At 67.0% G+C, this 22,998-nt stretch carries 14 protein-coding genes; 7 read left to right on the top strand and 7 right to left on the bottom strand.

The window, feature by feature from the left end; genetic code table 11:
- Positions 1-41: 41 nt before the first annotated feature.
- Positions 42-626, bottom strand: coding sequence for an RrF2 family transcriptional regulator (locus tag OKA04_RS09790; protein WP_264500973.1), 585 nt, complete (start codon positions 624-626; stop codon positions 42-44).
- A gap of 872 nt (positions 627-1,498) precedes the next feature.
- Between OKA04_RS09790 and OKA04_RS09785 the strand changes: the two genes are divergently transcribed.
- The 5 genes from OKA04_RS09785 to OKA04_RS09765 are packed head-to-tail and all read left to right on the top strand — an operon-like array spanning position 1,499 to position 11,202.
- Positions 1,499-1,666 (top strand): hypothetical protein, encoded by a 168-nt coding sequence (locus OKA04_RS09785; protein WP_264500972.1) that lies wholly within the window; start codon positions 1,499-1,501, stop codon positions 1,664-1,666.
- Positions 1,667-1,698: 32 nt separating this feature from the next.
- The gene (locus tag OKA04_RS09780; protein WP_264500971.1) at positions 1,699-5,160 is read left to right on the top strand and encodes a LamG domain-containing protein; all 3,462 of its coding nucleotides are present in this window, start codon (positions 1,699-1,701) and stop codon (positions 5,158-5,160) included.
- Positions 5,161-5,206: 46 nt separating this feature from the next.
- A complete protein-coding gene (locus tag OKA04_RS09775; RefSeq protein WP_264500970.1) occupies positions 5,207-8,608 on the top strand; it encodes a hypothetical protein in 3,402 nt (1,133 codons plus the stop codon).
- A 15-nt stretch (positions 8,609-8,623) separates the two neighbouring features.
- Entirely contained in the window at positions 8,624-9,325 is a 702-nt protein-coding gene (locus OKA04_RS09770) for a hypothetical protein (protein ID WP_264500969.1), read from the top strand.
- A 32-nt stretch (positions 9,326-9,357) separates the two neighbouring features.
- Positions 9,358-11,202, top strand: coding sequence for a sulfatase-like hydrolase/transferase (locus OKA04_RS09765; RefSeq protein WP_264500968.1), 1,845 nt, complete (start codon positions 9,358-9,360; stop codon positions 11,200-11,202).
- A gap of 79 nt (positions 11,203-11,281) precedes the next feature.
- Here OKA04_RS09765 and OKA04_RS09760 read toward each other — a convergent pair whose 3' ends face one another.
- The 4 genes from OKA04_RS09760 to OKA04_RS09745 form a co-directional block, all read right to left on the bottom strand.
- Positions 11,282-12,799, bottom strand: coding sequence for an MBOAT family O-acyltransferase (locus tag OKA04_RS09760; protein ID WP_264500967.1), 1,518 nt, complete (start codon positions 12,797-12,799; stop codon positions 11,282-11,284).
- 6 nt (positions 12,800-12,805) lie between these two features.
- Positions 12,806-14,020, bottom strand: a complete 1,215-nt coding sequence (locus tag OKA04_RS09755; protein WP_264500966.1) for a hypothetical protein — start codon at positions 14,018-14,020, stop codon at positions 12,806-12,808.
- A gap of 178 nt (positions 14,021-14,198) precedes the next feature.
- Positions 14,199-15,167, bottom strand: a complete 969-nt coding sequence (locus OKA04_RS09750; RefSeq protein ID WP_264500965.1) for a hypothetical protein — start codon at positions 15,165-15,167, stop codon at positions 14,199-14,201.
- A 12-nt stretch (positions 15,168-15,179) separates the two neighbouring features.
- Positions 15,180-17,138 carry a sigma-70 family RNA polymerase sigma factor gene (locus tag OKA04_RS09745; RefSeq protein WP_264500964.1) on the bottom strand — a complete coding sequence of 653 codons (1,959 nt, stop codon included), beginning with the start codon at positions 17,136-17,138 and terminating at the stop codon, positions 15,180-15,182.
- 262 nt (positions 17,139-17,400) lie between these two features.
- Between OKA04_RS09745 and OKA04_RS09740 the strand changes: the two genes are divergently transcribed.
- Together OKA04_RS09740 and OKA04_RS09735 are read left to right on the top strand one after the other, a co-directional pair.
- Positions 17,401-19,443, top strand: a complete 2,043-nt coding sequence (locus OKA04_RS09740; RefSeq protein WP_264500963.1) for an amidase — start codon at positions 17,401-17,403, stop codon at positions 19,441-19,443.
- A 56-nt stretch (positions 19,444-19,499) separates the two neighbouring features.
- The gene (locus OKA04_RS09735; protein ID WP_264500962.1) at positions 19,500-21,077 is read left to right on the top strand and encodes a hypothetical protein; all 1,578 of its coding nucleotides are present in this window, start codon (positions 19,500-19,502) and stop codon (positions 21,075-21,077) included.
- A 132-nt stretch (positions 21,078-21,209) separates the two neighbouring features.
- Here OKA04_RS09735 and OKA04_RS09730 read toward each other — a convergent pair whose 3' ends face one another.
- The gene (locus OKA04_RS09730) at positions 21,210-22,184 is read right to left on the bottom strand and encodes a choice-of-anchor A family protein (protein WP_264500961.1); all 975 of its coding nucleotides are present in this window, start codon (positions 22,182-22,184) and stop codon (positions 21,210-21,212) included.
- A gap of 435 nt (positions 22,185-22,619) precedes the next feature.
- Entirely contained in the window at positions 22,620-22,979 is a 360-nt protein-coding gene (locus OKA04_RS09725) for a hypothetical protein (RefSeq protein WP_264500960.1), read from the bottom strand.
- Positions 22,980-22,998: the final 19 nt, after the last annotated feature.

Genomic DNA, 22,998 nt, shown 5'->3' with positions numbered 1-22,998 from the left:
CCAACCAATCGGCTGTCAGGGCAGGGTCCGTTTTCGGACGTTCATTTGCTTTGGTGCTCATCGCTCGGGGCGGTCACTAGTTGGGAAAGTCCTTGGAGGAAGCCGTCCGCGGGGTTCGCCTTGCCGCGTGCGGGCGTGGCGACACCCTTCGCGCTCGGGTGGGTGGAGAAGGGCGGCGCGATGCCATCGCGGCGCATCTTCCGCAGCGTCACCTCCACGACCTGCGCGAGGGTGTAGCGGTCGAGGATATTCGCGATCGCGTTCCGCACGTCGATCATGAGCATCCGCAGGCCGCAGTGGTCCTCATCCGGGCAGGTGCAGCGCTGGTAGGCGTATTCGCTCGCGCAGCAGATCGGGGCCAGGCGGCCGTCCATCAGGCGCACCAGGTCGCCGATGCGGATCTTGTCCGCAGCGGTGGCGAGCGCGTAGCCGCCCATCTTGCCACGTTTCGTTTCGACGATGCCTGCCTCGCGCAGCTCCTGGAGGATGCGCTCGATGAATTTCAGCGGCAGCCGGTTCGCGTCGGCGAGTTCGACACCGGACACGACCGGCAATCCCATCTCGGTGGCAATACCGAGGTGAATGGCGGCGCGCAGAGCATACTCGGCTTTCTTGGAAAGGTGCATCGGCGAATGTGTAGCGAATGGTAGGAATTAAAAGCGGGTGGTCAAGACGGATTTTCCGGAATCTCCCACCCCTTTATTCCACCTTCCCATCCCCCACTTCAATAAGGAAATCACCACTCGCCCGGGAGTAGAAGGATCTGCGGGAGGAAAAAGCGGACCCGCCACCGTCATTTCGACGTGATTCCAAGGGTCGCGGCAGCTTCCCCGTACCCCATTCCCCACGGGTGACCGGTGGAATCCCCTGCCGCGAGGCGGCAAAAGGGGGCCGCAACCACTTCGCCGAAAAAACTTCTTGAACTCCCACCTCCTTATCTGCATTAGTCCGCCCGTCAGCCGCAGGCGGGCTTCCGGTAGGAGGCCGCCGAGCGATTACCGCCACCCCAAGCAGGGGAGCATTTGTTGGCATGATACCGCGGATCGTGGGACGGGATGAAAGCCCGACCGCAGCGGTGAATCGGAACAACCCACTCTCCTGCACGATCGATGAAACTTTTCCCGACAGCATCTGCCGCCAAGCGAGCCGCCGCCTCCCATGATGAGGCCACCTCGGCTTGTTGTTGCTGCCGTTGCTAGGCGTCGTCGCGGTTTTCCGGTGCTCCACCGGATGGATTCGCGGCCAACGGACGGTGTTTTGGGTTTCATCGTCCGTTGATCGTGCGAAAGCCACGGCGGGCGCGGGTGTCTTGGGTTCTCCCGAGCCCGCCGTGGTGGTCCACCGACCGCTGACCGACTGAACGAGCGAGTGAGCGAAGGCCATCCCTTCCCCCGCTGCTCCACAAACCCCGGGATCCACTCCTGATCCCGACCTGACCTGATCCGATCTCATCTCCCGCTCCAAGCGGCCTTTTTTTGGCCAAAACCGATACCTTATCATGCTGCTCTACAAACTTCAATTCATGACTCCGGGCGAAGCCACCCGGCGCTCGCTGAGCGCGCGGATCCTCGCCGGAGCACGGCCGGATGACCTGCTCACCCGCCTCCGCCAGGGCCCTCCGCCCCATGCCGTCCCGGCGCTCAAGCGCGTCCGCAAGCACCACTGAAATCCCCCGACCGACCACCTACCCGCAGACTCATGTATCTTTCCCATCCCCGCCGCAGCCTCCGCCTCGCCATCCTCGCCGCCGGTCTCGGCAGCAGCTTCAGCCTGGCCGAGGCGGCCATCCTGGTAGGCCTCGACCCCGCCACCGCCCTCTACGACAGCGATGTGAAGGGCATCGTGAATGACGGCGGCACCGCCGGCAGCCAATCCGGCATCCCGGCTCTGAATGACCCGGAGCACGTGAAGGGCCTCACCTTCAACATCGCCTTCACCCCCGCAGCCGCGGACCTCGACCGCGCGGTGCCCGCCGACGCCCGCACCGTGCTGCTCATCGAGATCGGCGGCACGTCGAATGGCTTCGGCCTCTACCTCATCGATGGCGTGCCGACCGTGCTGTCGAAGCAAAGCTCCACGGACGCGACGCTGCCCGCCTCGCTCAATGACACCTCGCTCCCGGCCATCGCCGTGCAGAGCCCCATCGGCAAGCTGACCGCGGGCACCGCCTACTCCTTCTCCGCCTCGTGGAATCACCAGGGCACGCTGGAGCTGAGCGTGCAGCCGGACGGTGGCACCAGCGTCTTCTCCTCCCACACCATCTCCGGCACGCCGGGGAACTGGTCCGGCAACGACACGATCTCGGTGAAGACGCTCTCCGCGGCGAACGCGGGCGGCCTCTCCGGAAACAGCGCGGGGAACAACTTCGGCCCGCCCTTCGACGTCCACAATGCCTTCAGCTTCACCGGCACGGTGAGCCGCGCGCTCTTCTGGAATGCCTCGTCGGTCACGCCGCCCGTAGCTACGGTGCCTGCCGTACTTGGCTTCGAGGCCACCTCGCTGCCCTCGTCCGGCAGGGTGCGCTTCCACTGGCGCGTCACGGAAGGCGGTGCGGCCGCCGCCACCAATATCGTCATCAGGGCAGGCGACACCGTGGTCCACACGCCCTCCACGCTGGAGAACTTCGCCGACGTGAACGTGAACGGCGCGACCACCTTCACCCTCAGCGCGACGAATGCCACCGGCACCACCACGGACACCGTGACGGTGGCGGCGGACACCGCCTTCGGCACCGCGGTGCGCGCGGACTCGCCGGTCGCGTGGTTCCGCTTCAATGACCAGGCGGGCTCGCTGCTCATCGCCGACTCCGCGGAAAACGCCGCACCGCACAATGGCCGCGTCTTCGGCCAACCGGTGACGGGAAGCACGGGCTTCGTCGATGGCGCGGCGCACTTCGACGGCGGCAGCGGCATCATCTCGAATACGATCCTCGACCCGGCGAATGTCACCGCGGGCTTCACCGTGGAGGCAGTCATCCGCCGCGAGCCCGGCATCATCGGGCCGAATCCCGTGGTGCTCGCCCAGCGCGGCACCTACGGCCGCCTCCTCCTCACCTCCCCCGCGGATGGCAAGCTCATCAGCGACATCGGCGGCGGCGAGGCAAAGCACTCGGACGGCAAGGTCCACGACAACCAGTGGGCACACGTGGCCGTGGTGGTGGACCGCATCCACACCGAGGTGCGCTGGTACATCGACGGCGAGCTCGCGGGCTCCAGCAAGGACGGCCTGAATCCCGACGGCACCACCTTCAATCCGAACTTCTCCGTCGAGTCCTCCACCGGCGAGTGGATCATCGGCATCGGCAAGGCCCTCACCGGAAACTACTGGAAGGGCCACATCGACGAGCTGGCCGTGTATGACCGCCTGCTGGACGATCCGAATGCCGACGCGGACTTCTCCGACTCCCGCATCGCCGCCCACCGGAATGCCTGGTGGAGCGAGACGACCGGCCTGCTCGACTTCAGCGCCTCGAAGACGCTCATCAATGCGGGCGACCCCGTGCAGTTCATCGCCAAGGTCGGCGCGGACATCACCTCCGTGACCATCGACAACGGCGTCGGCACCGTCCCGATCGTGAATGGCAACGCGGTCATCACCGCGAATCCCCCGGCGACCGCGACCTACCAGGTGACCGCCACCGGCCCCTCCGGCAGCACCACCAGCACCATCGCCATCACCGCCCGCCAATATCAGGCACCCATCGTGAAGGGCTTCGAAGTGACGAAGCTCGGCACGCCCGGCCAAGTGCGCGTCCACTGGAAGGTGGCCGAGGGCGAAGCGCCGAATCCAACCACGCTCACCATCAAGGCAGGCGCGACCGAGCTGCACGCTTCCTCTTCTCTCCAAGGATATGCCGACGTGGAAGCGGGTGCCGCCACGCAATTCACGCTCTCCGCGGTGAACGCCACCGGCACCACGAATGCGGAGACCGCGCTGGATGCGGAGACCGCCTTCTCCACCGCCGTGCGGCAGGCCGGGCCGGTCGCATGGTATCGCTTCAATGAACCCGCGGGCAGCGAGATCTTCGTGGACTCCGCGGACAATGGCGCACCGCACAACGGCCGCCCCACCGGCACGGTGGTCAGCGGCACGGCGGGCAGCGTGGACGGTGCCATCACGCTGAATGCGGCGGGCGGGGTGATCACCACCTTCAATCTGAATCCCGGCCAGCTCGACCCCGGCTTCACCATCGAAAGCGTGGTCCGTCGCGACGCCGCCATCAGCACGCTGAACCGCGCGGTGGTCAGCCAGTCGGACCTGAATGGAACCGGTCGCGTGCTGCTCGGCATCGCCGAGGACAGCGGGCTGCCCCGCACCTTCCTCGGCCAGGGCGAGCGGAAGGACGGCGACACCGGACTCGCCGCCGAGGCCTGGGCGCACTTCGTGGTCGTGGTGGACGCACTGCACACCGAGATCCGCTGGTACATCGACGGCGAGCTCGCGGGCTCCACGAAGGACGGGCTGAATCCCGACGGCACCACCTTCAATCCGAACTTCCTCCTGGAAGCGACGAGCGGTGCCTGGAACATCGGCATCCACAAGTCCCTCACCGCGGACCAATGGCGCGGCGAGATCGACGAGGTGGTCATCTACGACACGCTGCTCGACGATCCCGATGCGGACGGCGACACCACGGACTCCCGCATCGCCGCGCACCGCGCCGCCTGGTGGAGCGGCACCTCCGGCGTCATCCAGCTCGACACCGCGGCCACCACCGTCGCGCCCGGCGGATCGACGGACCTCACCATCAAGGTGGGCCCGGACATCACCTCCGTGAGCATCGACCACGGCATCGGGAACGTGCCGCTGGTGAATGGAAATGCGGTGGTCACGCTGACGCCCCCGGCCACCACCACCTACACGATCACCTTCACCGGACCCGGCGGCACCTTCACGCGGACCATCACCGTCACGGTGGGCGAGACGCCGGCAGTCGCGCCGGTCGTGGTATCGTCCGCGATCCAGGGCGGGAATTTCGTGATCCACTTCACCGGGGCACCCTCCACCGCCTACGCCGTGCGCGGCTCCGCCACGCTGTCCGCCTTCGATGAAGACCTGGGCACGGTGACCACGGACGCGCTCGGCGCGGGCACGGCCACCATCCCGGTGACGCCGGCCACCACGCCCGCCCGCTTCTTCCGCATCCAGGATCTCCCATGATCCTCCCCTGACGCCTTCGTCCCTGCTTCCCGATCCGACCCTGCACATGACCTCGCGCTCCACCAGACCGTCCGCCGACCGGGGCTTCGCCCTCGTCGTCTCGATGTCGCTGCTCATGCTCCTGCTCGTGCTGGCGGTCGGCCTGCTCTCGCTGTCCACCGTCGGCCTGCGGACATCCTCGCACGAGACCCTGCTGCAGCAGGCCCGTGGGAATGCCCGCCTCGCGCTGCAGCTCGCCATCGGTGAGCTGCAGGCGAGTGCCGGACCGGACCAGCGCGTGACCGCCCCCGCCTCCATCCGCGGCACAGGCCCGCGCCCGCACCTCACCGGCGTGTGGGACGGGTGGAAGTGGAAGGGCGAGGGCACCACGCCGGATTGGCAGAAGGAGAAGTCGGACCGTTTCCGTGGTTGGCTGGTTTCCTCGCCCGATCCGCGGCGGACGGGCGAGGAATCCTACGCGACGGAGGAGCCCGCCGCGGACAGCGTGCGCCTCATCGGCGGGACCGACGAGGTGAAGGCCGACCTGGTCGGCATCCAGGGGTCGCAGGACCAGCGCTTCGCCTGGGCTGTCTTCGACGAGGCGCAGAAGGCATCCATCTCCCTCCCCCACGACGACGCGGAGGAAGCCGCGACCTTCGCCGGCTCCTATGACCGTAGTAGTTCCGCCGCGCGCCCCGGCTTCGCTGCCGTGGAGAAGTGGACGGCGCTCGCCGATGAGAAGAACGACCCGGCCAAGCTGCTGACCACGGGCCAGCTCCGCTTCACCGGCGTGGAGGAAAAGGACGCCGGCTTCCACGACCTCACCACCGGCAGCCTCGGCCTGCTGACGAATGCCGCGGACGGCGGCTGGCAGCAGGATCTCTCGCGCCTCTTCGACTCGGCCACGCTGCCCGGGGACTTCGCCACGCGCTTCCTCTACTCCGGCCAGGGCACGCCGCTCGTGGCCGCGCCCGCGCGTTTCTCCGGCGCGAATCCCCTGCCGACGCCCGACCCCGCGTGGTCGCTGCTGCACACGCACTACCGCTCCTTCACGCGCCTCACCGGCAGCACCCCGGCCATCGACGCCACGGTCAGCTCCGTGACGGCGCGCCCCACCTCCGCCACCGCCGCATCTCAGCTCCTCCGGCACAAGGCCTTCACCGAGCAACAGCTCGCCCCGGTCATCGCGAAGGCGCAGTTCGTCTTCAGCGTGGCCTTCGGATACAATGCCGACACGCTCTCCTCGATGCGGACGAATGGTACCGCGAAGACGACGCCCGCGGACCAGCGCGACGAATACATCACATGGATCGTCATCGATCCCGTCATCACGCTGTGGAATCCCTACAACGTCCCGATGCGCTTCACCGGCGCGCGCATCGACTTCTACCGCATCCCCCTCGCCTTCCGCCTCTACAAGAACGGCAAGCTCATCAACAACGAGTACACGAAGCTGACGAACGCGCACACCGTGGAAGACTTCAAGACCCGCGAGGCCCGCTACTACCGGCTGAACATCCTGCCCGAGGACGGTGCCGAGGAGCGCATCCTGGCCCCCGGCGAGCACGTCGTCTTCACCGCGCACAACCACAAGATCCACGGCGACCACGAATACAACATCACCGGCGTGACGCTGCGCCCCGGCTTCCACCCGCCCGCGGGGAATGCCAGCGATGCCGAGGTGGGCGGCGTGACCACGCAGAACATCTTCGTGAACAACAACGGTGCCACCTCCGGCTCCGACTACGGCAAGGCCGTCCGCACCGTGGCGGTGAAGGGCGGCGACCGCATCCAGCTCGAGGTGAAGGCCGAGCGCGCGGGCATCGACAACTTCAAGGAAACCGGCGGCAAGGAAGTGACCGGCTTCCTGAAATACTACCTCGGCGGCGGCAATGTCTCGCGACTGCTCGGCGGCATCGAGCTCGACTACGGCAACCGCGAGGAAGAGCTGCTCCCGCATTTCCCGAAGGAAGACCTGCCGACCATCGTGGTGAATCCCTCGATCCCGAAGGGCAGCACCGGCGGGCTGCCACCGGCCCGCCACGCGCTGCGCTTCAAGGAGCCCTTCCTCATCGCAACCTTCCAGGAAAAGACCGAGCGCGACTCACGCTTCGGCTCGCGCTCGTGGATCAACAATGCCCCGCTGAACCACTACGCCTCCGGCGGCATCGACCAGACCGAGGACTTCTCCCACCACCAGTACGAGCTCAAGTGGGAGGTGATGACCGACTGGCCGCCGAACAGCCCGACCATCGAGATCAGCAACGACGGCAACCGCGGCTACGGCGGACCCGGTATCTACGCGCAGAGTGGATCGGAATTCGCCACCTACGCAAGCATGCCGCTGGCCCCGGCGCACTCGCTGGCCCAGCTCCGCCACGCGCCGCTGAATGCCGGCGGGCAGCTCCCGCTGACCTCCCAGGTGGTCGCAAATTCCTTCGCTCCGCCGCTGCTCGGTGGCGATGCCGTGCGCTCATCCGCAGGGAACCGCACCTACCTCGATCACTCTTACCTCGCGAACAACGCGCTCTTCGACTCGTGGTTCCTCTCCTCCGCGGCGGACCACCCGGCCCTGCCCGGCAGCGATGCACGCACCGCCAGCGACCTGCTCGGCGGCTTCTTCTCCGAGGGCAAGCACCTGCCGAACCGCCGCTTCCTCCCCTATGCCGGGAGCGCGGACAAGAATGAGCTGTTAGAAAAGCTCACCGGCACGGAGTCCGGCTACCGCGAGATCGCACCGCACCTACTGATCGATGCGCCTTTCAATGTGAACTCCACGAGCGTGTCCGCATGGCAGGCGGTGCTGGCGTCGAATTTCGGCCTCGCCGCGCCAATCATCGAGGGCGGTACCCGCACGGCCCACGAGGGCGAGGGCCTGCCGGTGCTGCGCCACTCGCACGCCGCGGCCGGTGACTTCGAGTCGGCGGGCGGCGGGCTGGATGGCGACCACGCGAAGTGGAATGGCTACCGCCGCCTGACCGGCGACCAGATCGAGAGGCTGGCCGAGGAAATCGTGGCCGAGGTGAAGGAGCGCGGCCCATTCCAGTCGCTCGCCGAATTCGTGAACCGTCGCCCGGGTGGCGGGGACCTCGCCCGCAGCGGTGCGCTGCAGGCCGCGATCGAGCGCGCGGGCATCAATGACGCCGTGCTCGATACCGCCTACGACCTCGGCACCGGCAATACCGCCGACGGCGCGCCGGGCATCGTGAACCAGGCCGACCTGCTCACCCCGCTGGCACCGCAGCTCGTGGTGCGCGGGGATACCTTCCGCATCCGCACGTATGGCGAGGCCGCCGATGGCCGCGGCACGAAGGTCCGCGCCTGGGCCGAGGCCGTAGTCCAGCGCATCCCGGACTACGTCGATCCCGCCGACCCCACCGCTTCCGCCCCTGCTTCCACCGTCAATCAAACCTTCGGCCGCCGCATCGAGCTCGTCTCCTTCTGCTGGCTGAAGCCCGAGGAAATCTAACAAGCACTCATGACCATGAAGTCCATCGCCGCACTCGTTGCCCTCGCCAGCCTCACCGCCCCGCTCCACGCGGCTCCGGAAAGCCGCAGCATCCAGGCGTCCTTCTTCTGCTTCCAGTACGCGCCCGGCGTGCAGTCCATCCAGGTGCCGGACGGCGCGGAAGGCCAGGCCGTCCGCCTCTCCACCGCGAATATCACGGACGCGGTGAAGGTGACGCTCGCCCCCGGCGAGCCGCTGCTGCTCTTCCACGCCGACGACAAGTCGAAGCCCGCGGCGAAGGTGACCATCCCCGGCGATCTCTCGAAGGCGCTCATCGTCCTGACGCCCGCACCGGCGGGCAGCGCGGAGCCTTACCGCGGATTCGCCATCGACTACACCCGCGAGCGCTTCCCTCTCGGCACCTACCGGCTGGTGAACGTGTCGAAGCACCCGGTGCGCGGCGCGATCGGCCGGGCGTATGCCGAGGTGAAGCCCGGGGGCGTCGCGGGCATCGAGCTCCAGGGCGAGGAAGGCACCACCCATGGCGTGAAATTCGAATTCAACGACAAGGGCAAGTGGAACCGCCTCACCGAGTCCCGCGCCGCCGTCCGCCGCGACCGCCGCTGGCTCGTCTGCGTCTATCAGGACCCGAAGACCCAGCGCATGAACCTCCGCAGCATCCCGGACCGCGACTATCCTGTCACCGCTCCGGACGCGACAGCCTCCATCACCCCGTGAGATCCTTTCCCTCCCCGACCCATCCTATCGTCATGAAATCGAACCACATGATCCTCGGCCTGCTGGCCGCAGTCGCCATCCCCGCCCACGCCGAGCGGAAGCCGAATGTCCTGCTCATCGTCGCCGACGACCTCGGCTGGGGCGAGCTCACCTCGCAGGGCTTCACGAAGGACATCCCCACTCCGAACATCGACAGCATCTCGGCGAACGGTGTCCGCTTCACGAATGGCTACGTCAGCGGCCCGTATTGCAGCCCGACCCGCGCCGGACTTCTCACCGGTCGCTACCAGCAGCGTTTCGGCCATGAATTCAATCCCGGCAACCCGGTCGAGGCAGGCACCGCCATCGGCCTGTCGCTGCAGGAGACCACCATCGGCGACCGCCTGAAGTCCGCGGGCTACGCCACCGGATGGTTCGGCAAGTCGCACCTGGGCAACACCCCGGAATTCCACCCGCAGAAGCGCGGCTTCGATGAATTCTACGGCTTCCTCGGGGGCGCGCACGGCTACTTCGAGCCGGGTCGCGGCGACAATGCCGTGCTCCGCGGCACCGAACCGGTGAAGGAGACCGGCTACCTCACCGAGACCTTCGCGAGCGAGGCCGCGTCCTTCATCGAGCGGAAGAAGGACCAGCAGTGGTTCGTCTATCTGCCCTTCAATGCCGTCCACGCCCCGCTGGACACGCTGAAGAAGTACGACGACCGCTTCGCTTCCATCTCCGATCCGAAGCGCCGCAAGTTCGCCGCGCTGCTGTCCGCGCTCGATGACTCGGTCGGCACGGTGCTGAACAAGGTCCGCGACCTGAAGCTGGAGGAAGACACCATCGTCTACTTCATCAGCGACAATGGCGGGCCGACGCAGTCGATCACCTCCGGCAACGGTCCGCTGAAGGGCTACAAGGCGCAGACTTCCGAGGGCGGCATCCGCGTGCCCTTCGCCATCCAGTGGAAGGGCACCATCCCCGCCGGCAAGGTGGACGAGCGCCCGGTGATCCAGCTCGACCTGCTGCCGACCAGCCTCGCCGCGGCGGGCGTGGAGATCGACCCGGCATGGAAGCTGGATGGCGTGAATCTCCTTCCCTACCTGAAGGAGGGCGGCAAGACCGAGGCCCCGCACGAGGCGCTCTACTGGCGCTTCGGCCAGCAGATCGCCATCCGCAAGGGCGAGTGGAAGCTGGTGAAGTCCGCCGAGGACGGCATCCGCTACGGCGGAGGGAAGGCCAGCGCCGACGGCGCGAAGCTCTACAACCTCACGACCGACATCGGCGAGAAGAACGACCTCGCCTCGGAGCATCCGGACAAGGTGAAGGAACTCACCGAGGCCTGGAACGCCTGGAACGCGACGCTCGTGGATCCGAAGTGGACGCCGAACGGCAACCGCCGCAATGCACAGCGCCGCCGCGAGGTGGCGGGGAATGCCTCGCGCACCGGCCCGTGGAAATCGGGCGACGCGCTCTCCGCGGAGAACTCGCCGGACATCGCGGGCAAGGGCTTCACGATCGCCGCACAGATCGAGGGCGAGCCAAAGGACGGCGTGATCCTCGCACACGGCGGCACCTCGCGCGGCTACGCGCTGCACCTCGCCCGGGGGAAGCTGGTCCTCTCCGTGCGGGATGGCGGCGAGCTCTCCTCGGTGGTGGGCACCGAGCCCGTGGCCGCCGGCAGCCGCAAGGTCGAGGCCACCGTGGCGGCAGACGGCCAGGTGAAGCTCGCCGTGGACGGCCAGCCCGCCGGTGAAGGCAAGCTCGCCAGCATCGTCACCCGCGCTCCAGGCCAGGGCCTCACCGTGGGAAATGACGGCGGTGCCGCGGTCGGCGAATACGCCGCACCCCACGCCTACGAGGGCAAGGTGACGAATGCCACCGTGACGGCCCACTGATTCTCCCCGGAGACTTCCAAGGGCGCATCATGAGGCGCGGTCTGCCATCCGGCGGGCCGCGCCTTTCGCTTTCCCCACCTCAGAACTGGAAGTAGATGAACTCGCTCAGATTGTCGAAGCTGCGGCCCACCGCGTAGATCACGGCGAGCGTGAAAAGCAGCCACTGCCACGTGGGCCGCCACTGCCACCAGCGGAGAGGGCCGGTGGTGGTGCCGGTCGCTTCCGCGATGTCCAGCGCGGGCCGGTAGCGGCGCAGGAACTCCTGCGTATTCGGCAGCGCCCAGACGACGATGAGGCCGAGGACGATGGGCACCAGCGCGCGCTTCGCCTTCACCGCCACCACGGCCTCCGGCGGCCAGCCCTGGATGCCGTGGAAGCCGAACATGGCCCCCAGCATTTCCAGCGCCGTCTCCACGTCGTGCGCGCGGAAGAAGACCCAGCCGACGACCACCGCGAGGAAGGTCAGGCCGATCGCCAGCGGCTTCGGCAGCGCGGGCCAGCCCATCTTCTTCCGCAGGCCGGCCCACGCGTGGTTCAGGCACAGGTAGCCGCCGTGCAGCGCGCCCCAGATGATGAAGGTCCACCCCGCGCCGTGCCAGATGCCGCCGAGCAGCATGGTCAGGAAGAGATTCACGTAGCGGCGTGACGGGCCCTTCCTGTTCCCGCCGAGCGGGATATAGAGGTAGTCGCGCAGGAAGCGGGACAGCGTCATGTGCCAGCGCCGCCAGAAGTCCACGATGGAGACCGCCTTGTACGGCGAGTGGAAATTCAGCGGGAAGCGGATGCCGAACATGCGCGCCGTGCCGAGCGCCATGTCCGAGTAGCCGGAGAAGTCGAAGTAGAGCTGCAGCGTGTAGGTGATCGCGCCCGCCCACGCCTCCGCCATCGTCGGATCGCGGACCTCGCCCGCCGCGAGATTGAAGATCGGCGTGGCCGTGCGCGCGAGGTAGTCGGCCAGCACCACCTTCTTGAAGAGGCCCAGCGCGAGCATGGTCATGCCGATGGCGAAGTCCCGCGACCTGAGCCCGCGGTCCTTGTTCCGCTCGAACTGCGGCATCATCTCCCGGTGATGGATCAGCGGGCCCGCGATGAGGTGCGGGAAGAAGGTGACGAAGAGCAGGTAGTCCGTGAAGTGGTACTCCTCCGTCTCCCCGCGGTAGGCATCCACCAGGTACGCGATCTGGAGGAAGGTGAAGAAGGAGATCGCCAGCGGCAGGATGATGGTGCCGATGTCGCCCGGCCAATCGACCAGGGACGTGCTCACCCCGGCGAGGAAGCCCGCATACTTGTAGTAGCCGAGCAGCAGCAGGTTCGCCGTGATGCCGCCCGCCAGCAGCAGCTTGCCGGGCGCGGTGAATTTCAGCGCGGACAACCTGCGCCCGAGGAAATAATTGAAGCCGCAGGATCCCAGGATGATCGCGAGGTACTTCGGGCTCCACGGCTCGTCCGGGTCCGGATTCCAGATGCCGTAGAAGTACAGCGACACCAGGACGAGCCAGGCGAGCGACAGGCGGAAGGGTGCCTTCCTCAGCAGGTGATAGCCCAGCAGGGCCACCGGCATGAAGACGAAGAGGAAGAAGTAGGAATTGAATAGCATGTCACTTCACTTCGCCTTGGCGACCCCTTCCGCGATCCACTCCTCCTTCTTCGCCACGTCCGCGGCACCTGCTCCCGTGAGATACGCCCGGTAGCCCTCGCGCACGTCCCGGAACCACGGCTCGATGCTCGCCGAGGTGAGCCGCCGGCCGTAGTTCTCCGCGCCCTGCACCGGCACCGGCCAGCCCATGATGCGGGACTGGATGATATTCCCCACTTCCAGCGAGTAGTGCTCCAGGTCGCCCCAGCTCGGCATCACCGACTCGGCGTCCTGCGGCAGCGGGTCGCAATTCAGCGGGTGGAAGCCCGCGAAGTCCCACACTTCCACCGGCGGGCCTTCCAGATCCTCGGCATTCACCTTCCGCGCGAGGTCCAGCATCGCGCGGCGCTCGTTTTCATACACCACGTCGGGCGCATCCACGTCCGCGGCGCGGGCATACATCAGCGCGTGGGAGGGGTGGTAGAAGGCGACGAGCCTCACGCCCCGCCGCCGGGCCTCGCGCATCAGGTCCTCGAGCACCTTCGCCTTGTCCGGGTTCACCGCGGGATTCGCCCCTGTCATCACGTCGAATGCGGCCTCACTCTTGATGCGTGCCCGGATGAAGTCGATCTGCACGCGCTGGCCGCGCCTCTTCGGATTCGCGCGCAGGCCCTTCGACGTGTATTGCGACACCTCGTCCAGCGAGGCGCGCTTCAGCGTTTCCACGGAGGCCTCGAAGGTGGACACGCCGATGAGGTAGCGGATCTCGCGGTTGAAGAATTCCTCGTTGCTGGCCAGCGGCGAGGCGTGGAAGTCCCCCATGGGCCGCGTGTCCTTCTTCGAGCTGAGATCGCCCGGGTCCACGCCGAAGAGGATGACCTCCACCTCCCGCTCCTGCATCAGGTAGTGGGCCATCGCGCTGCTCTCGTAGATGAAGCCGCCGAGGCAGCCGAGATTCACCACGTCCTCGCGATGCCAGCCGGCATACTCCGGGTCCAGGCCATTCGCCACGCGGGAGGAGCCGATGAGCCCCACGCCGATGCCTTCGTTCGCGCGCACGATACCCGCCTTCCCCGTGCGGAGCTGCGAGGAAATGTCGCGGTAGGGCTCGAGCGACTCCGACGACCAGGGCATGGGCGTGACCCGCCATGGATTGACGAAGGTATTCAGCGCGAAGGAGGCCAAAGAGGCCACCGCGATGACGGCAACCAATCCGACGGAGTATCCCCGGAAGGCAGACATGGCAGGGGGTATGAAGGACCGGCCCCCGGGGGTCAAACGTCTTCGCCCCCCATCGATCCCATGCAAAAAGCCCTACACACTCGTCAGGGCAAGCCATCACACTCAACTACGTGCCGCACGCGCACGCGGCAGCCACATCTCCGGACATACGCACAAGACGATGCCTGCGGGGTGGCCATCATTCCTGCAATGAGGAGCCCAGGGTCAGAAGGTCCACCTTCAACGGAAACTCCGGAAGGCCGCGCACCCACTCGATGGTGGCCGCCCGCGAGGCCGGGTCCTGCTCGCGCATCATCGCCGCCGTCACCCTCGCCAGGTGATTCGGATCCAGCGTGGCATCCAGCAGCATCTGGCGCGCTTCGGCGGGGTCGCGGTGATTCGCGAGCGCGATGCCCATCACGTGCATACGCACATTTTCCGGCAGGTCCGAGGCGGTGGAGAAGCGGTGCAGCGTGGCCGAGAAATCCGGTGGCGCGAGGATCGATGACAGCTCCTCCAGCGAGGAGCGGGACATCGCGCCATCCGCCTCCAGCAGCACCGCGGGATTCCCCGGGTCCGCCGCCACCTGTGCCGCCAGTGCCAGTACGGGGAAATCGAAGCCGCCGGGTTGCGCGAATTCCGGGGCCTTGATCCCCGCCAGCCACGCCGCCGCCGCCGGGGCATCCGCCGCCAGCCACGTCCGCATCACGGAGCGGAAGGCCAGGCCATCGTCCCCGGCCAGCACTAGCTCCGCCGCCAGCCGCGGGTCGCTCTCCGCGAGGCGAGGCGCGAGAGAGGCCAGCACGTCCTTCTTCAGATCCTCCGGCACGTCGCTGTCGCGCAGCGCCACCGCCCACTCCCTGAGCTCGCGCCCGGAGGCCGTGGAAATGTGATCCCGCAGCGAGGCCCGGTCCCGCGCGCCCGGGCGGCTGCCATCGCGAGCGGACCGCGCGATCAGCCCGACGAAGCCGGCGGCATCCAGCGATGGCCGTGCATCGCGACGCGCGGCCCCGGACGCGGAGGCTTCCCCTGAACTACGATGCACGCCGTACTTCGCGGCCAGTTCCGCCTCGCGGCTCTCCAGCCGCGCGAGCTCGCGCCGCTGCCACCAGCCGGTGACGAGGGCCGTGGCGATGATGATGCCGATGAGGGGCAAGGTGGCTTTCATAGTCTGTGGGAGTCAGCGTGAAAAAAGCCGGTCGATCTCCTCTGCTGGCAGCCCGCCCCTGCGTGCGAGTTCACGGGCATCCTCCTCCTTGCGCGAGGTCAGCAGCATGGTGCGCAGCGCCGAGTCGCGCAGCTCTGGGTCGGAGATGAGGGCGGCACGCGGGATCGCATCCAGCACCAGCAGCTCGCTCTTCACTCCATGGGTCATGTAGGTGGCCAGCATCCGCTCGTCCGGCCGGCGCGCCCACTCGGCATCCAGGATCGCCGCCGCGGCATCCGGACGGGAGGTCGCCAGGCCCGTGAGCAGCATGCCGGTGGCGTGCGGGACATCCAGTCCGTCCGCGGACTCGCGCAGCCACTCGATCCGTCGCGCGGCGTCCTCCGCAGTCACCTCGCCGCGCGGACCGGAGGCAGCGATGGCCAGCAGCTCCTCCGCCCGGCTCCCGTCCAGATCCAGCCCCGCCAGCCATCCGCGCACCTCCTGCGGGGAGCGGCCGTCGGCACGGTGGAAGATCGCATTCATGGAAAGCAACCGCAGCCGCTCATCCGCGATCTCCGAGGCGAGGCCGAGCATCTCCTGCGGCCGGTCCGCGCCACCACCGCCGCCGATCAGCGAGAACTTCTCCGCATCCGGCAGCGAGCGATAGAAGGCCAGCGCCTCCGCCGAATCGCGCCGCTCCAGCGCATCGAATGCCCGCGCGACCAGCACGCCGGTGTCATTCGAGGAGCCGGGCCTGGCCATCTGGCGATACCACGCCACCGCCGCATCCGGATCCGCCTCCACCCAGCGGTCCAGGTTTCCTCCCGCGAGATCCCACAGCGTTCCCTGGCCGGAGGTCATGGCAGGCGCGAGCAGCACCACCAGCTCCATCACCCGCTCACCGGGCAGGCCCGACTTCTCCGCGACGCGGCAGTACTGGCGGAACAATGCCTTCACCAGCGCGACCCGCTGGTCCGCTCCCAGCTCGAGCCCCGCCGACTCCCTCAGCAACGCTTCAAGCTCATCCGCGCCCATCGCTTCGATCTTCCTCTCCGTGGTGAAGCGCTTCACCAGGTCCCCCTGCTCCGCGGCGAGCAGTGCATCCGCGAGCGCGACGAGATTCATCGCGCTGCCCGCGCGTGATGACGATGACGCCATCTGCCGCGACGGTGCCACGGGTGACGTGGCATGCGCGCTCTCTAACAATCCGATGCGGTCGCGTGCCTCGGAGATGGCCATCGCCTGCATGCCCAGCGGCACCAGCGAGAGAAGCAGGACGGCCGCGAGCGCCGCGGCAGGTTTCACTTTCATGAGATGGATGGAGTGGAAGGTGAGCGTCTGCCACGAGAGCGCGGCGGATGCTGCGGATGCGGATGATGGCAGCGATGCGAGGAAAGCCGCAGGGGCGGCCTGCGTGAACGAGGTGCCCAGCCCGGTGGTCAGCACGGTGGCACTCACCGCCACGCCGCGCCTTGTCAGATAAGTCCGCAGCCGCTCGATGGCGCGCGATCCACGCTGGCGCCACGCCGCGGGCTCGCCGCCGAAGCGACGCGCCATCTGCTCGAAGCTCAGGCCGTCGAAAAATTTCAGGAATATCACCTCGCGATCCTTCTCGCCCATCGCGTCCAGTGCTTCATCCAGCAGCGGGGCGATCTCCTTCCACGTGGACTCGCCTTCCTCGTCCGGCGGCATCAGGTGTTTCATACGCGCATGGTGCCGCTGCTCGCGGCGCAGGATCTTCGACGCCTCATAGCAGGCGGTGCGGTGGAGCCATCCGGAGAGACTGGGCAGGTGCGTCAGCCGCGGGGCCTTCCGCGCGAGGATGAGCAGCGCATTCTGGGCCGCCTCGCCCGCGAGGTCATCGCGTCCGGTCCGCCGCAGCGCCGCATGATACAGCAGTCCGCCGTAGCGACGTGCGAGCGCCGCGAAGGCCTCCTCGGAGGCTCCGGCACACCACGCCTCCAGCAGGGCTGCATCATTGCGGTCGCTCATGTCATCCATCATCCCCCGCACGCGGCGGAAGTGTGACAGGAAAATCGCGCGCGTTTGAAGTGACGACATCTGTCGTCAGATCGGCGGTCCTGAATTTATTTCATTACGTGTCCTCCCCCATCCTAACGAAAATCATAGGACAGCCGTCCCGCTGGCATGTCGGGTGCTATCGGGGCGCTGACTCCCCGGCTTCCCCCCGAGCCATTTGCGGTTTCGACCGGTGGGTCCGCATGCATTCACGGAATGCTCCTCAACCATGTACATGAAGACCCGACCTACCACCTCGCTCATACTGTCCATCTGCTTCGCCGGCATCACCTACGGGATCGCCGGAGCGGCGGAGTCCACCGTGCCGGTCATCAAGACCTTCGACCTGGAGACCGCCACGCTCGACGACGTCCAGGAGGCCATGCGCCTCGGTGAACTCTCCAGCGTGGAGCTCACCCTGCTCTACCTGAACCGCATCGCGGCCTACGACAAGACGACCGGCCCCATCGGCCTGAATACCGTGCCCGCGCTGAATCCGGACGTGATCGCCGAGGCGGCACGCGCGGACAAGCTGCGCCGCCAGGGTGTGGATCTCGGTCCCCTCCACGGCGTGCCATTCACCGCGAAGGGCAACTACAACTTCAAGGGCATGGCCACCACGGACGGCATCTCCGTCTGGGCGGACTTCACCGCTCCCTACACCAGCCACGTCATCGAGGCGCTGCAGGAAAAGGGTGCTGTCTTCCTCGGCCACAACAACCTGGACACCTTCCAGTCCTCGACCGGCTCGACGAATTCCCAGACCTTCGGCCTGGCGCGGAATGCCTACAACCGCGAGTTCGCCACCGGCGGATCGAGCGGCGGCTCCGGCTCCTCCGTGGGCGCGAATCTCACCTTCTTCGCCCTCGGCGGCGAGACCGGCGGCTCCGTCCGCAGCCCCTCCGAGCGCGCGGGCATCGTGGGCTACAAGACCAGCCAGTCCCTCATCTCCGTGCGCGGCCTCGCACCGCTCGCATGGGATCGCGACGTGGTCGGCCCCATGACCCGCTACGCCGTGGACAATGCCCACGTGATGGAAGCCGCCTCGAAGGAAGACCCGGCGAACGTCTGGTCCAGCGTGACGGTCGATGAAGGCCGTCCACGCCCGGTGAACTTCGCCAGCCAGGCCACCACTTCCTCGCTCGCGGGCAAGAAATTCGGCATCCTGACGAATTCCGTGGGCACCTCCGACACCGGCGTGGCCGGCGCGATCAAGCAGGTCTTCGCCGAGGCGAAGGCGACGCTCGAGGCCGCCGGTGCCACCGTGGTGGAAGTGACCGCCCCGCCGGAGCTGGACATCACCTTCACCGGCCGCCGCCGCTCGCTGCCGGATACCGTGCTCACCCCGCCGACACGCAAGCTCTACTCGCCCGTCACCACGGACCTCACCGGCAACATGGTGGCCGGCTCGCGCGCCTATGCCTTCAAGACCTTCCTCGACAGCATGGTCACGCTGCCGGGCGACACGCCGGAGCAGATCCACGACAAGGTGGTGGCACGCATCAGCCCCGTCACCCAGCTCCCGCAGCAGTACCGCACCTCCATCGCGGAGAAGACCACCTTCGGCCCGGGCCACCCGGATACCGTGGAGCACTTCCAGGCGGTGAAGTACATGATCCATGACTACGAGCTCTTCCTGGCCGACAACGGCGTGGACGCGCTGATCTTCCCGACCGTCTCGAACAAGACCGCATCGGGCCTCACGCTGCCGAACCTGACCCGCGCGCTGATCAATTCCTTCAGCCTCCCGGCCGTCACCGTCCCGATGGGCACGGTGGAGGTCTCCGGATCGGTCGAGCCGACCACCATCCAGTTCGTCGGACGCTTCCTGCAGGATGACAAGCTGCTGGCCCTGGCCGCCGCCTACGAGCGCGCCAGCCAGAAGCGCATCGTCTCCCCGCTGGTGCCGCCGCTCGATGGCGAGAGCTTCGAGCTGACCATGGACTCCTACGTCCGCGCGAACTCGCCCTACTCCCCGCCGCTGCTGGTGGTGAAGAAGCGCGCCACGGCCAAGAAGACCGCCGGTGTGAAGCGCCTGGAAGTGGGCGGCAACATCCGCCTGAAGGCCGACGTGGCCACCATCCGCGCCTGGGTGAACGGCCAGTCCGTGCCAGTCGCCATCAAGGGCCGCCAGTGGAAGGGCTCGGTCTCCGTCGAGGAGATCCTCCCCTACCTGACCCCGGGATCGAAGACCGCGGAGCTGAGCGTCCTCGCCGAGGACAGCGAAGGAAACACCAGCGCCACGGTGCTGGAAATCCGCGTGCCGAAGAAGCTCTGATGAGCTGACCCCGGATCCGCCCCGAACCCGACCCATCCAAACCCACAAGCACCGTCATGACTGCTCTCCTGAAATCCACCAGGGTCCGCCTCGGCCTGCTCCTCGCAGGACTCGTGGCCCTCACCTGGTGGCTGGCCCTTCCTTCCAAGCCGGAAGCCATTTCCGAAAGGAAGGAACCCGTGTCCGCCCCCGTGGCGGGCAAGTGGGACGGTCATGACGGTGCCACCCGGTTCGCCGCGGCAGTGGCCGCGGCGACGCCGGCGGACTGGGCACAGCTCGTCCGCGAAGCCCTCGACTCGGGCAACGAGGAAATCATCCGCGACATCCTGCCCGGCCTGCTCCGGAGCTGGATGCAGGCGGACATGCGCGGCTTCCTCGCCTTCATCAATGAGCTCGAGGTCCTCGATGAAAACGGCCGCCGCTGGGCCATCCTCGGCCCCATCCTCCTGGAGGTGATCCCCGGTCTCGGCGACCAGGCCATCACTTCCCCCACGCTCTCCAGCATCATCCAGCGCACCATCCTCAACGTGGCACGCATCGATCCCGAAACGGCGCTCGACTGGGCGCAGCAGCGCCTCGCAGGCATCGAGCAGGACCGCGCCATCGCCGGCATCATCCCCTACCTCGTGGCAAAGGACATCGAGTCCGCGAAGAGCCTCGCCGCGGGCATCCAGTCCACGCCGAACCGCCTCGCCGCCCAGCTCGCGATCGGCACCTACCTCGGCGCGAATGACTCCGCCGCCGCCCTCGCCTGGGCGAACTCGCTTTCCCACGAAGGCGACCGCGCCTATGCGCTGGCCGCCGTGCTCTCGGCCATGGCGGAGGCCAGCCCGCACGGTGCGGGCGAGATCTACCGCGACGCCGTGGCGAAGATGCAGGCCGCCTTCACCGAGAAGGTGCTCGCGGACCGCCGCCAGATGGGCCCCTCGATGGATGGCGAATTTGAAGACATGACCCCGGCCCAGGCCGAGCAGGCACTGCGCTCGCTGCCGGACCCGAATCTCCAGTACTTCGAGCGCGCCGCCACGGAGATCGGCAATGCGCTCGTGCGGAACGACCCCGCCGCCGCGCTCGCCTGGGCGCGCAGCCTGACCGCCATCCAGGGCGGGGAAGCCGCGCTCGCCAGCGTGTATGGTGCCTGGGTCAGCATCGATCCTGCCGCCGCCTGGAGCCAGCTCCGCACCGAGGCAAATCCCGCCACCCGCGTGGTCGCAGACTTCTTCGAGTCCTGGGCTTCCAAGGATCCCGCCGGTGCTGCCGGTGCGCTGGCCGAGCTCTCCGGCACCTCCTCGCGCCTAGCCGCCATCCCCGCAACCGTGTCCGGATGGACCGAGGCGGGCGGTGCCACGAACGACCTGGTCCGCTGGGCCGGTACGCTGCCCGCCGGCCAGGAGCAGGACCGCGCACGCGGTGCCATCGCCAGCACGGTCGCCTTTGACGATCCCGTCGTCGCGCTGCAGCAGGTGCAGCAGATCAAGGACCCGCAGAAGCAGGCCGCCGCCTTCGGAGAGGTCTTCCCGAGCCTGGCCGACATCCAGCCGCTGACCGCACAGAAGGCCGTGCAGACCCTGCCACTTTCACAGCTACAGAAGGACTACTTCAACGGACTGCTCGAGCCGCTGCTGAATCCCTGATCCACGATCACGGGCAAGGCAAGCTCACCGGGGAACACGATTTCCTCCCCCTTCCCAAACGAAAAGGGCGATCGCTTCATGGAAGCGATCGCCCTTGATCGTTTGTAGGAAACAACAGCTCCGTCAGCCCGCTCAGCGCTTGCGGCGGAAGGCGAGGCCGAGACCCGCGAGGGCGAGGATGGCCACGGAAGGCTCCGGTATGGACGAGGCGGGCAGGTTGCCCTTGAAGGTCACGTTGTGGATCTCGGCGGTCTGGGTCAGCTTGGCCGCCACCACGGAGCCGTCGAAGTTCGAGCCATTCTGCTGCACGTTTGCCAGCGGGGCGAAGATCGCGCCGCGGAAGTTCCTGTTCACCGTCATCGAGGTCGCCTCGAAGAAGTTGAAGAGGACCTTCGATTCGTTGTTCGTGAAGCCGTTGGTGAAGTTCTTGTTGATGTCGATGTTCGTGCCCGAGACGTTGATCAGCACGGTCTCCGCGCCGTTCATGTTCAGCTCCAGGCGGTCGAAGTTGCCGCCGTTGCCGAAGAGGGTGGCAGCGGAGACATTGAAGATGGCGACCCGCGTGCCGTCGATCAGGGTCGGCGTGGCATTGAAGGTGAAGGAGCCGTTGCCCGGGATGGTGGCCGTGCTGTTCGGCGTCATCTGCGACCACTGCTGCGAGGCGAGGGTCAGGATGTTCGTGAGGTGATTCACGCTGGAGAGGCCCACGCTGGCGAGCGCGTCATTCCATGCGCCCTCGCCGGTGGAGATCACCGGGGTGCCGGGGGCATTGCCATTCAGCGTGAACTGGCTGCTCGTCACCGGGGTGCGGCTCACGAGGCTGCCGCTGAGCAGCGTGGTGCGGTTGGTATTGGCCACGCCGTTGTTCAGCCACAGCGTGTACTTGGCGTCGTTCGACACCTGTCCGCTGTTGAAGCCGAACTGGGCGGAATTGCCCGGCTTGTAGGTGCCATAGACAAGGGCGGAACCCTCGGTCTCATTGCCCGGAGTGTAATCACCGGCGATGACATTGAAGCGCTCCATCAGGCTCATCACCAGGTTGGCGGCGCTAGCTTTCGCTCCGCACAGGCATAGTACGCCTGCGGACAGGAATGTAAGGAGTTTCATGGGGAGTAAGGGGAGAACTGACAAGGCGTCGGTAAGCCCCCCTTAAATACCAAGCAAGTATAATAGAGGGAAAACCGGCCAAATACCCCCAAACCTACGCGATTTCGTTGATTCCACGGGGGTTTTTCACGCGATCGCGTAGCGTATAATTCCTTATCAGGGCGAAAATCGGATAGCAGGAACATGACGGTTTCCTTTCCGCGGCATTTCCCCCCGTGCCGGTATCCTCCCCAACAGACATCGCCGATAGCCGCGCCGGGCCACTTCCCGGGCTTCTGATCAAAGACAGCACCGCGAAAAACGCGAAAAGACGCGAAACCTGTTAGAAAGGCACTTTCTTCATGCCTCCAGATTTCGCGCCCTTTGGCGTTTTTCGCGGTGAATGGAATGTCCGACCCGCTCTAAGGGCCGATACCTACACGCCCAGCCCCTTTCTCAGACCGGGATATCGTCGTGCGATTCCTCGTCGAGTTCGGCGGCGCGGGCCCGGGCGCAGGATTCGCTCTTGATGACGGCGTAGATGCCTCCCACGAGGATGGCCCCGCCGAGCACGCCGATGCCCACGGCCTGCCGCTGCGGGATGGACCGCAGCGAGCGCAGGCGCGAGGCGGCGTAGTGCCCGCCATCGAGAATGCGGTCCCGGGCGGTGTCCGCCAGCGCCCGTGCCCCCTGCGGCACCGTGTGGCTGGTGGTATGGTGGAAGAGATTTCCCACGTCGCTGCGGAGATGGGAGATGTCCTCGCGGACCTTTGAAAGCAGCGAGGCGGCGCGGCGGTCGTGGAATGGGAAGTTCATGGCAATGCGGGTCCGATGG

Source organism: Luteolibacter flavescens, from assembly GCF_025950085.1.
Lineage (GTDB): Bacteria > Verrucomicrobiota > Verrucomicrobiia > Verrucomicrobiales > Akkermansiaceae > Haloferula > Haloferula flavescens.
Note: the sequence above shows the minus strand (reverse complement) of the source record. Positions and strands in the feature narration are given on the sequence as shown.

Coding starts and splice junctions, on each gene's coding strand:
- OKA04_RS09790 (WP_264500973.1), bottom strand. CDS start 626: ATGCACCTTTCCAAGAAAGCCGAGTATGCTCTGCGCGCCGCCATTCAC.
- OKA04_RS09785 (WP_264500972.1), top strand. CDS start 1,499: ATGCTGCTCTACAAACTTCAATTCATGACTCCGGGCGAAGCCACCCGG.
- OKA04_RS09780 (WP_264500971.1), top strand. CDS start 1,699: ATGTATCTTTCCCATCCCCGCCGCAGCCTCCGCCTCGCCATCCTCGCC.
- OKA04_RS09775 (WP_264500970.1), top strand. CDS start 5,207: ATGACCTCGCGCTCCACCAGACCGTCCGCCGACCGGGGCTTCGCCCTC.
- OKA04_RS09770 (WP_264500969.1), top strand. CDS start 8,624: ATGAAGTCCATCGCCGCACTCGTTGCCCTCGCCAGCCTCACCGCCCCG.
- OKA04_RS09765 (WP_264500968.1), top strand. CDS start 9,358: ATGAAATCGAACCACATGATCCTCGGCCTGCTGGCCGCAGTCGCCATC.
- OKA04_RS09760 (WP_264500967.1), bottom strand. CDS start 12,799: ATGCTATTCAATTCCTACTTCTTCCTCTTCGTCTTCATGCCGGTGGCC.
- OKA04_RS09755 (WP_264500966.1), bottom strand. CDS start 14,020: ATGTCTGCCTTCCGGGGATACTCCGTCGGATTGGTTGCCGTCATCGCG.
- OKA04_RS09750 (WP_264500965.1), bottom strand. CDS start 15,167: ATGAAAGCCACCTTGCCCCTCATCGGCATCATCATCGCCACGGCCCTC.
- OKA04_RS09745 (WP_264500964.1), bottom strand. CDS start 17,138: ATGAGCGACCGCAATGATGCAGCCCTGCTGGAGGCGTGGTGTGCCGGA.
- OKA04_RS09740 (WP_264500963.1), top strand. CDS start 17,401: ATGAAGACCCGACCTACCACCTCGCTCATACTGTCCATCTGCTTCGCC.
- OKA04_RS09735 (WP_264500962.1), top strand. CDS start 19,500: ATGACTGCTCTCCTGAAATCCACCAGGGTCCGCCTCGGCCTGCTCCTC.
- OKA04_RS09730 (WP_264500961.1), bottom strand. CDS start 22,184: ATGAAACTCCTTACATTCCTGTCCGCAGGCGTACTATGCCTGTGCGGA.
- OKA04_RS09725 (WP_264500960.1), bottom strand. CDS start 22,979: ATGAACTTCCCATTCCACGACCGCCGCGCCGCCTCGCTGCTTTCAAAG.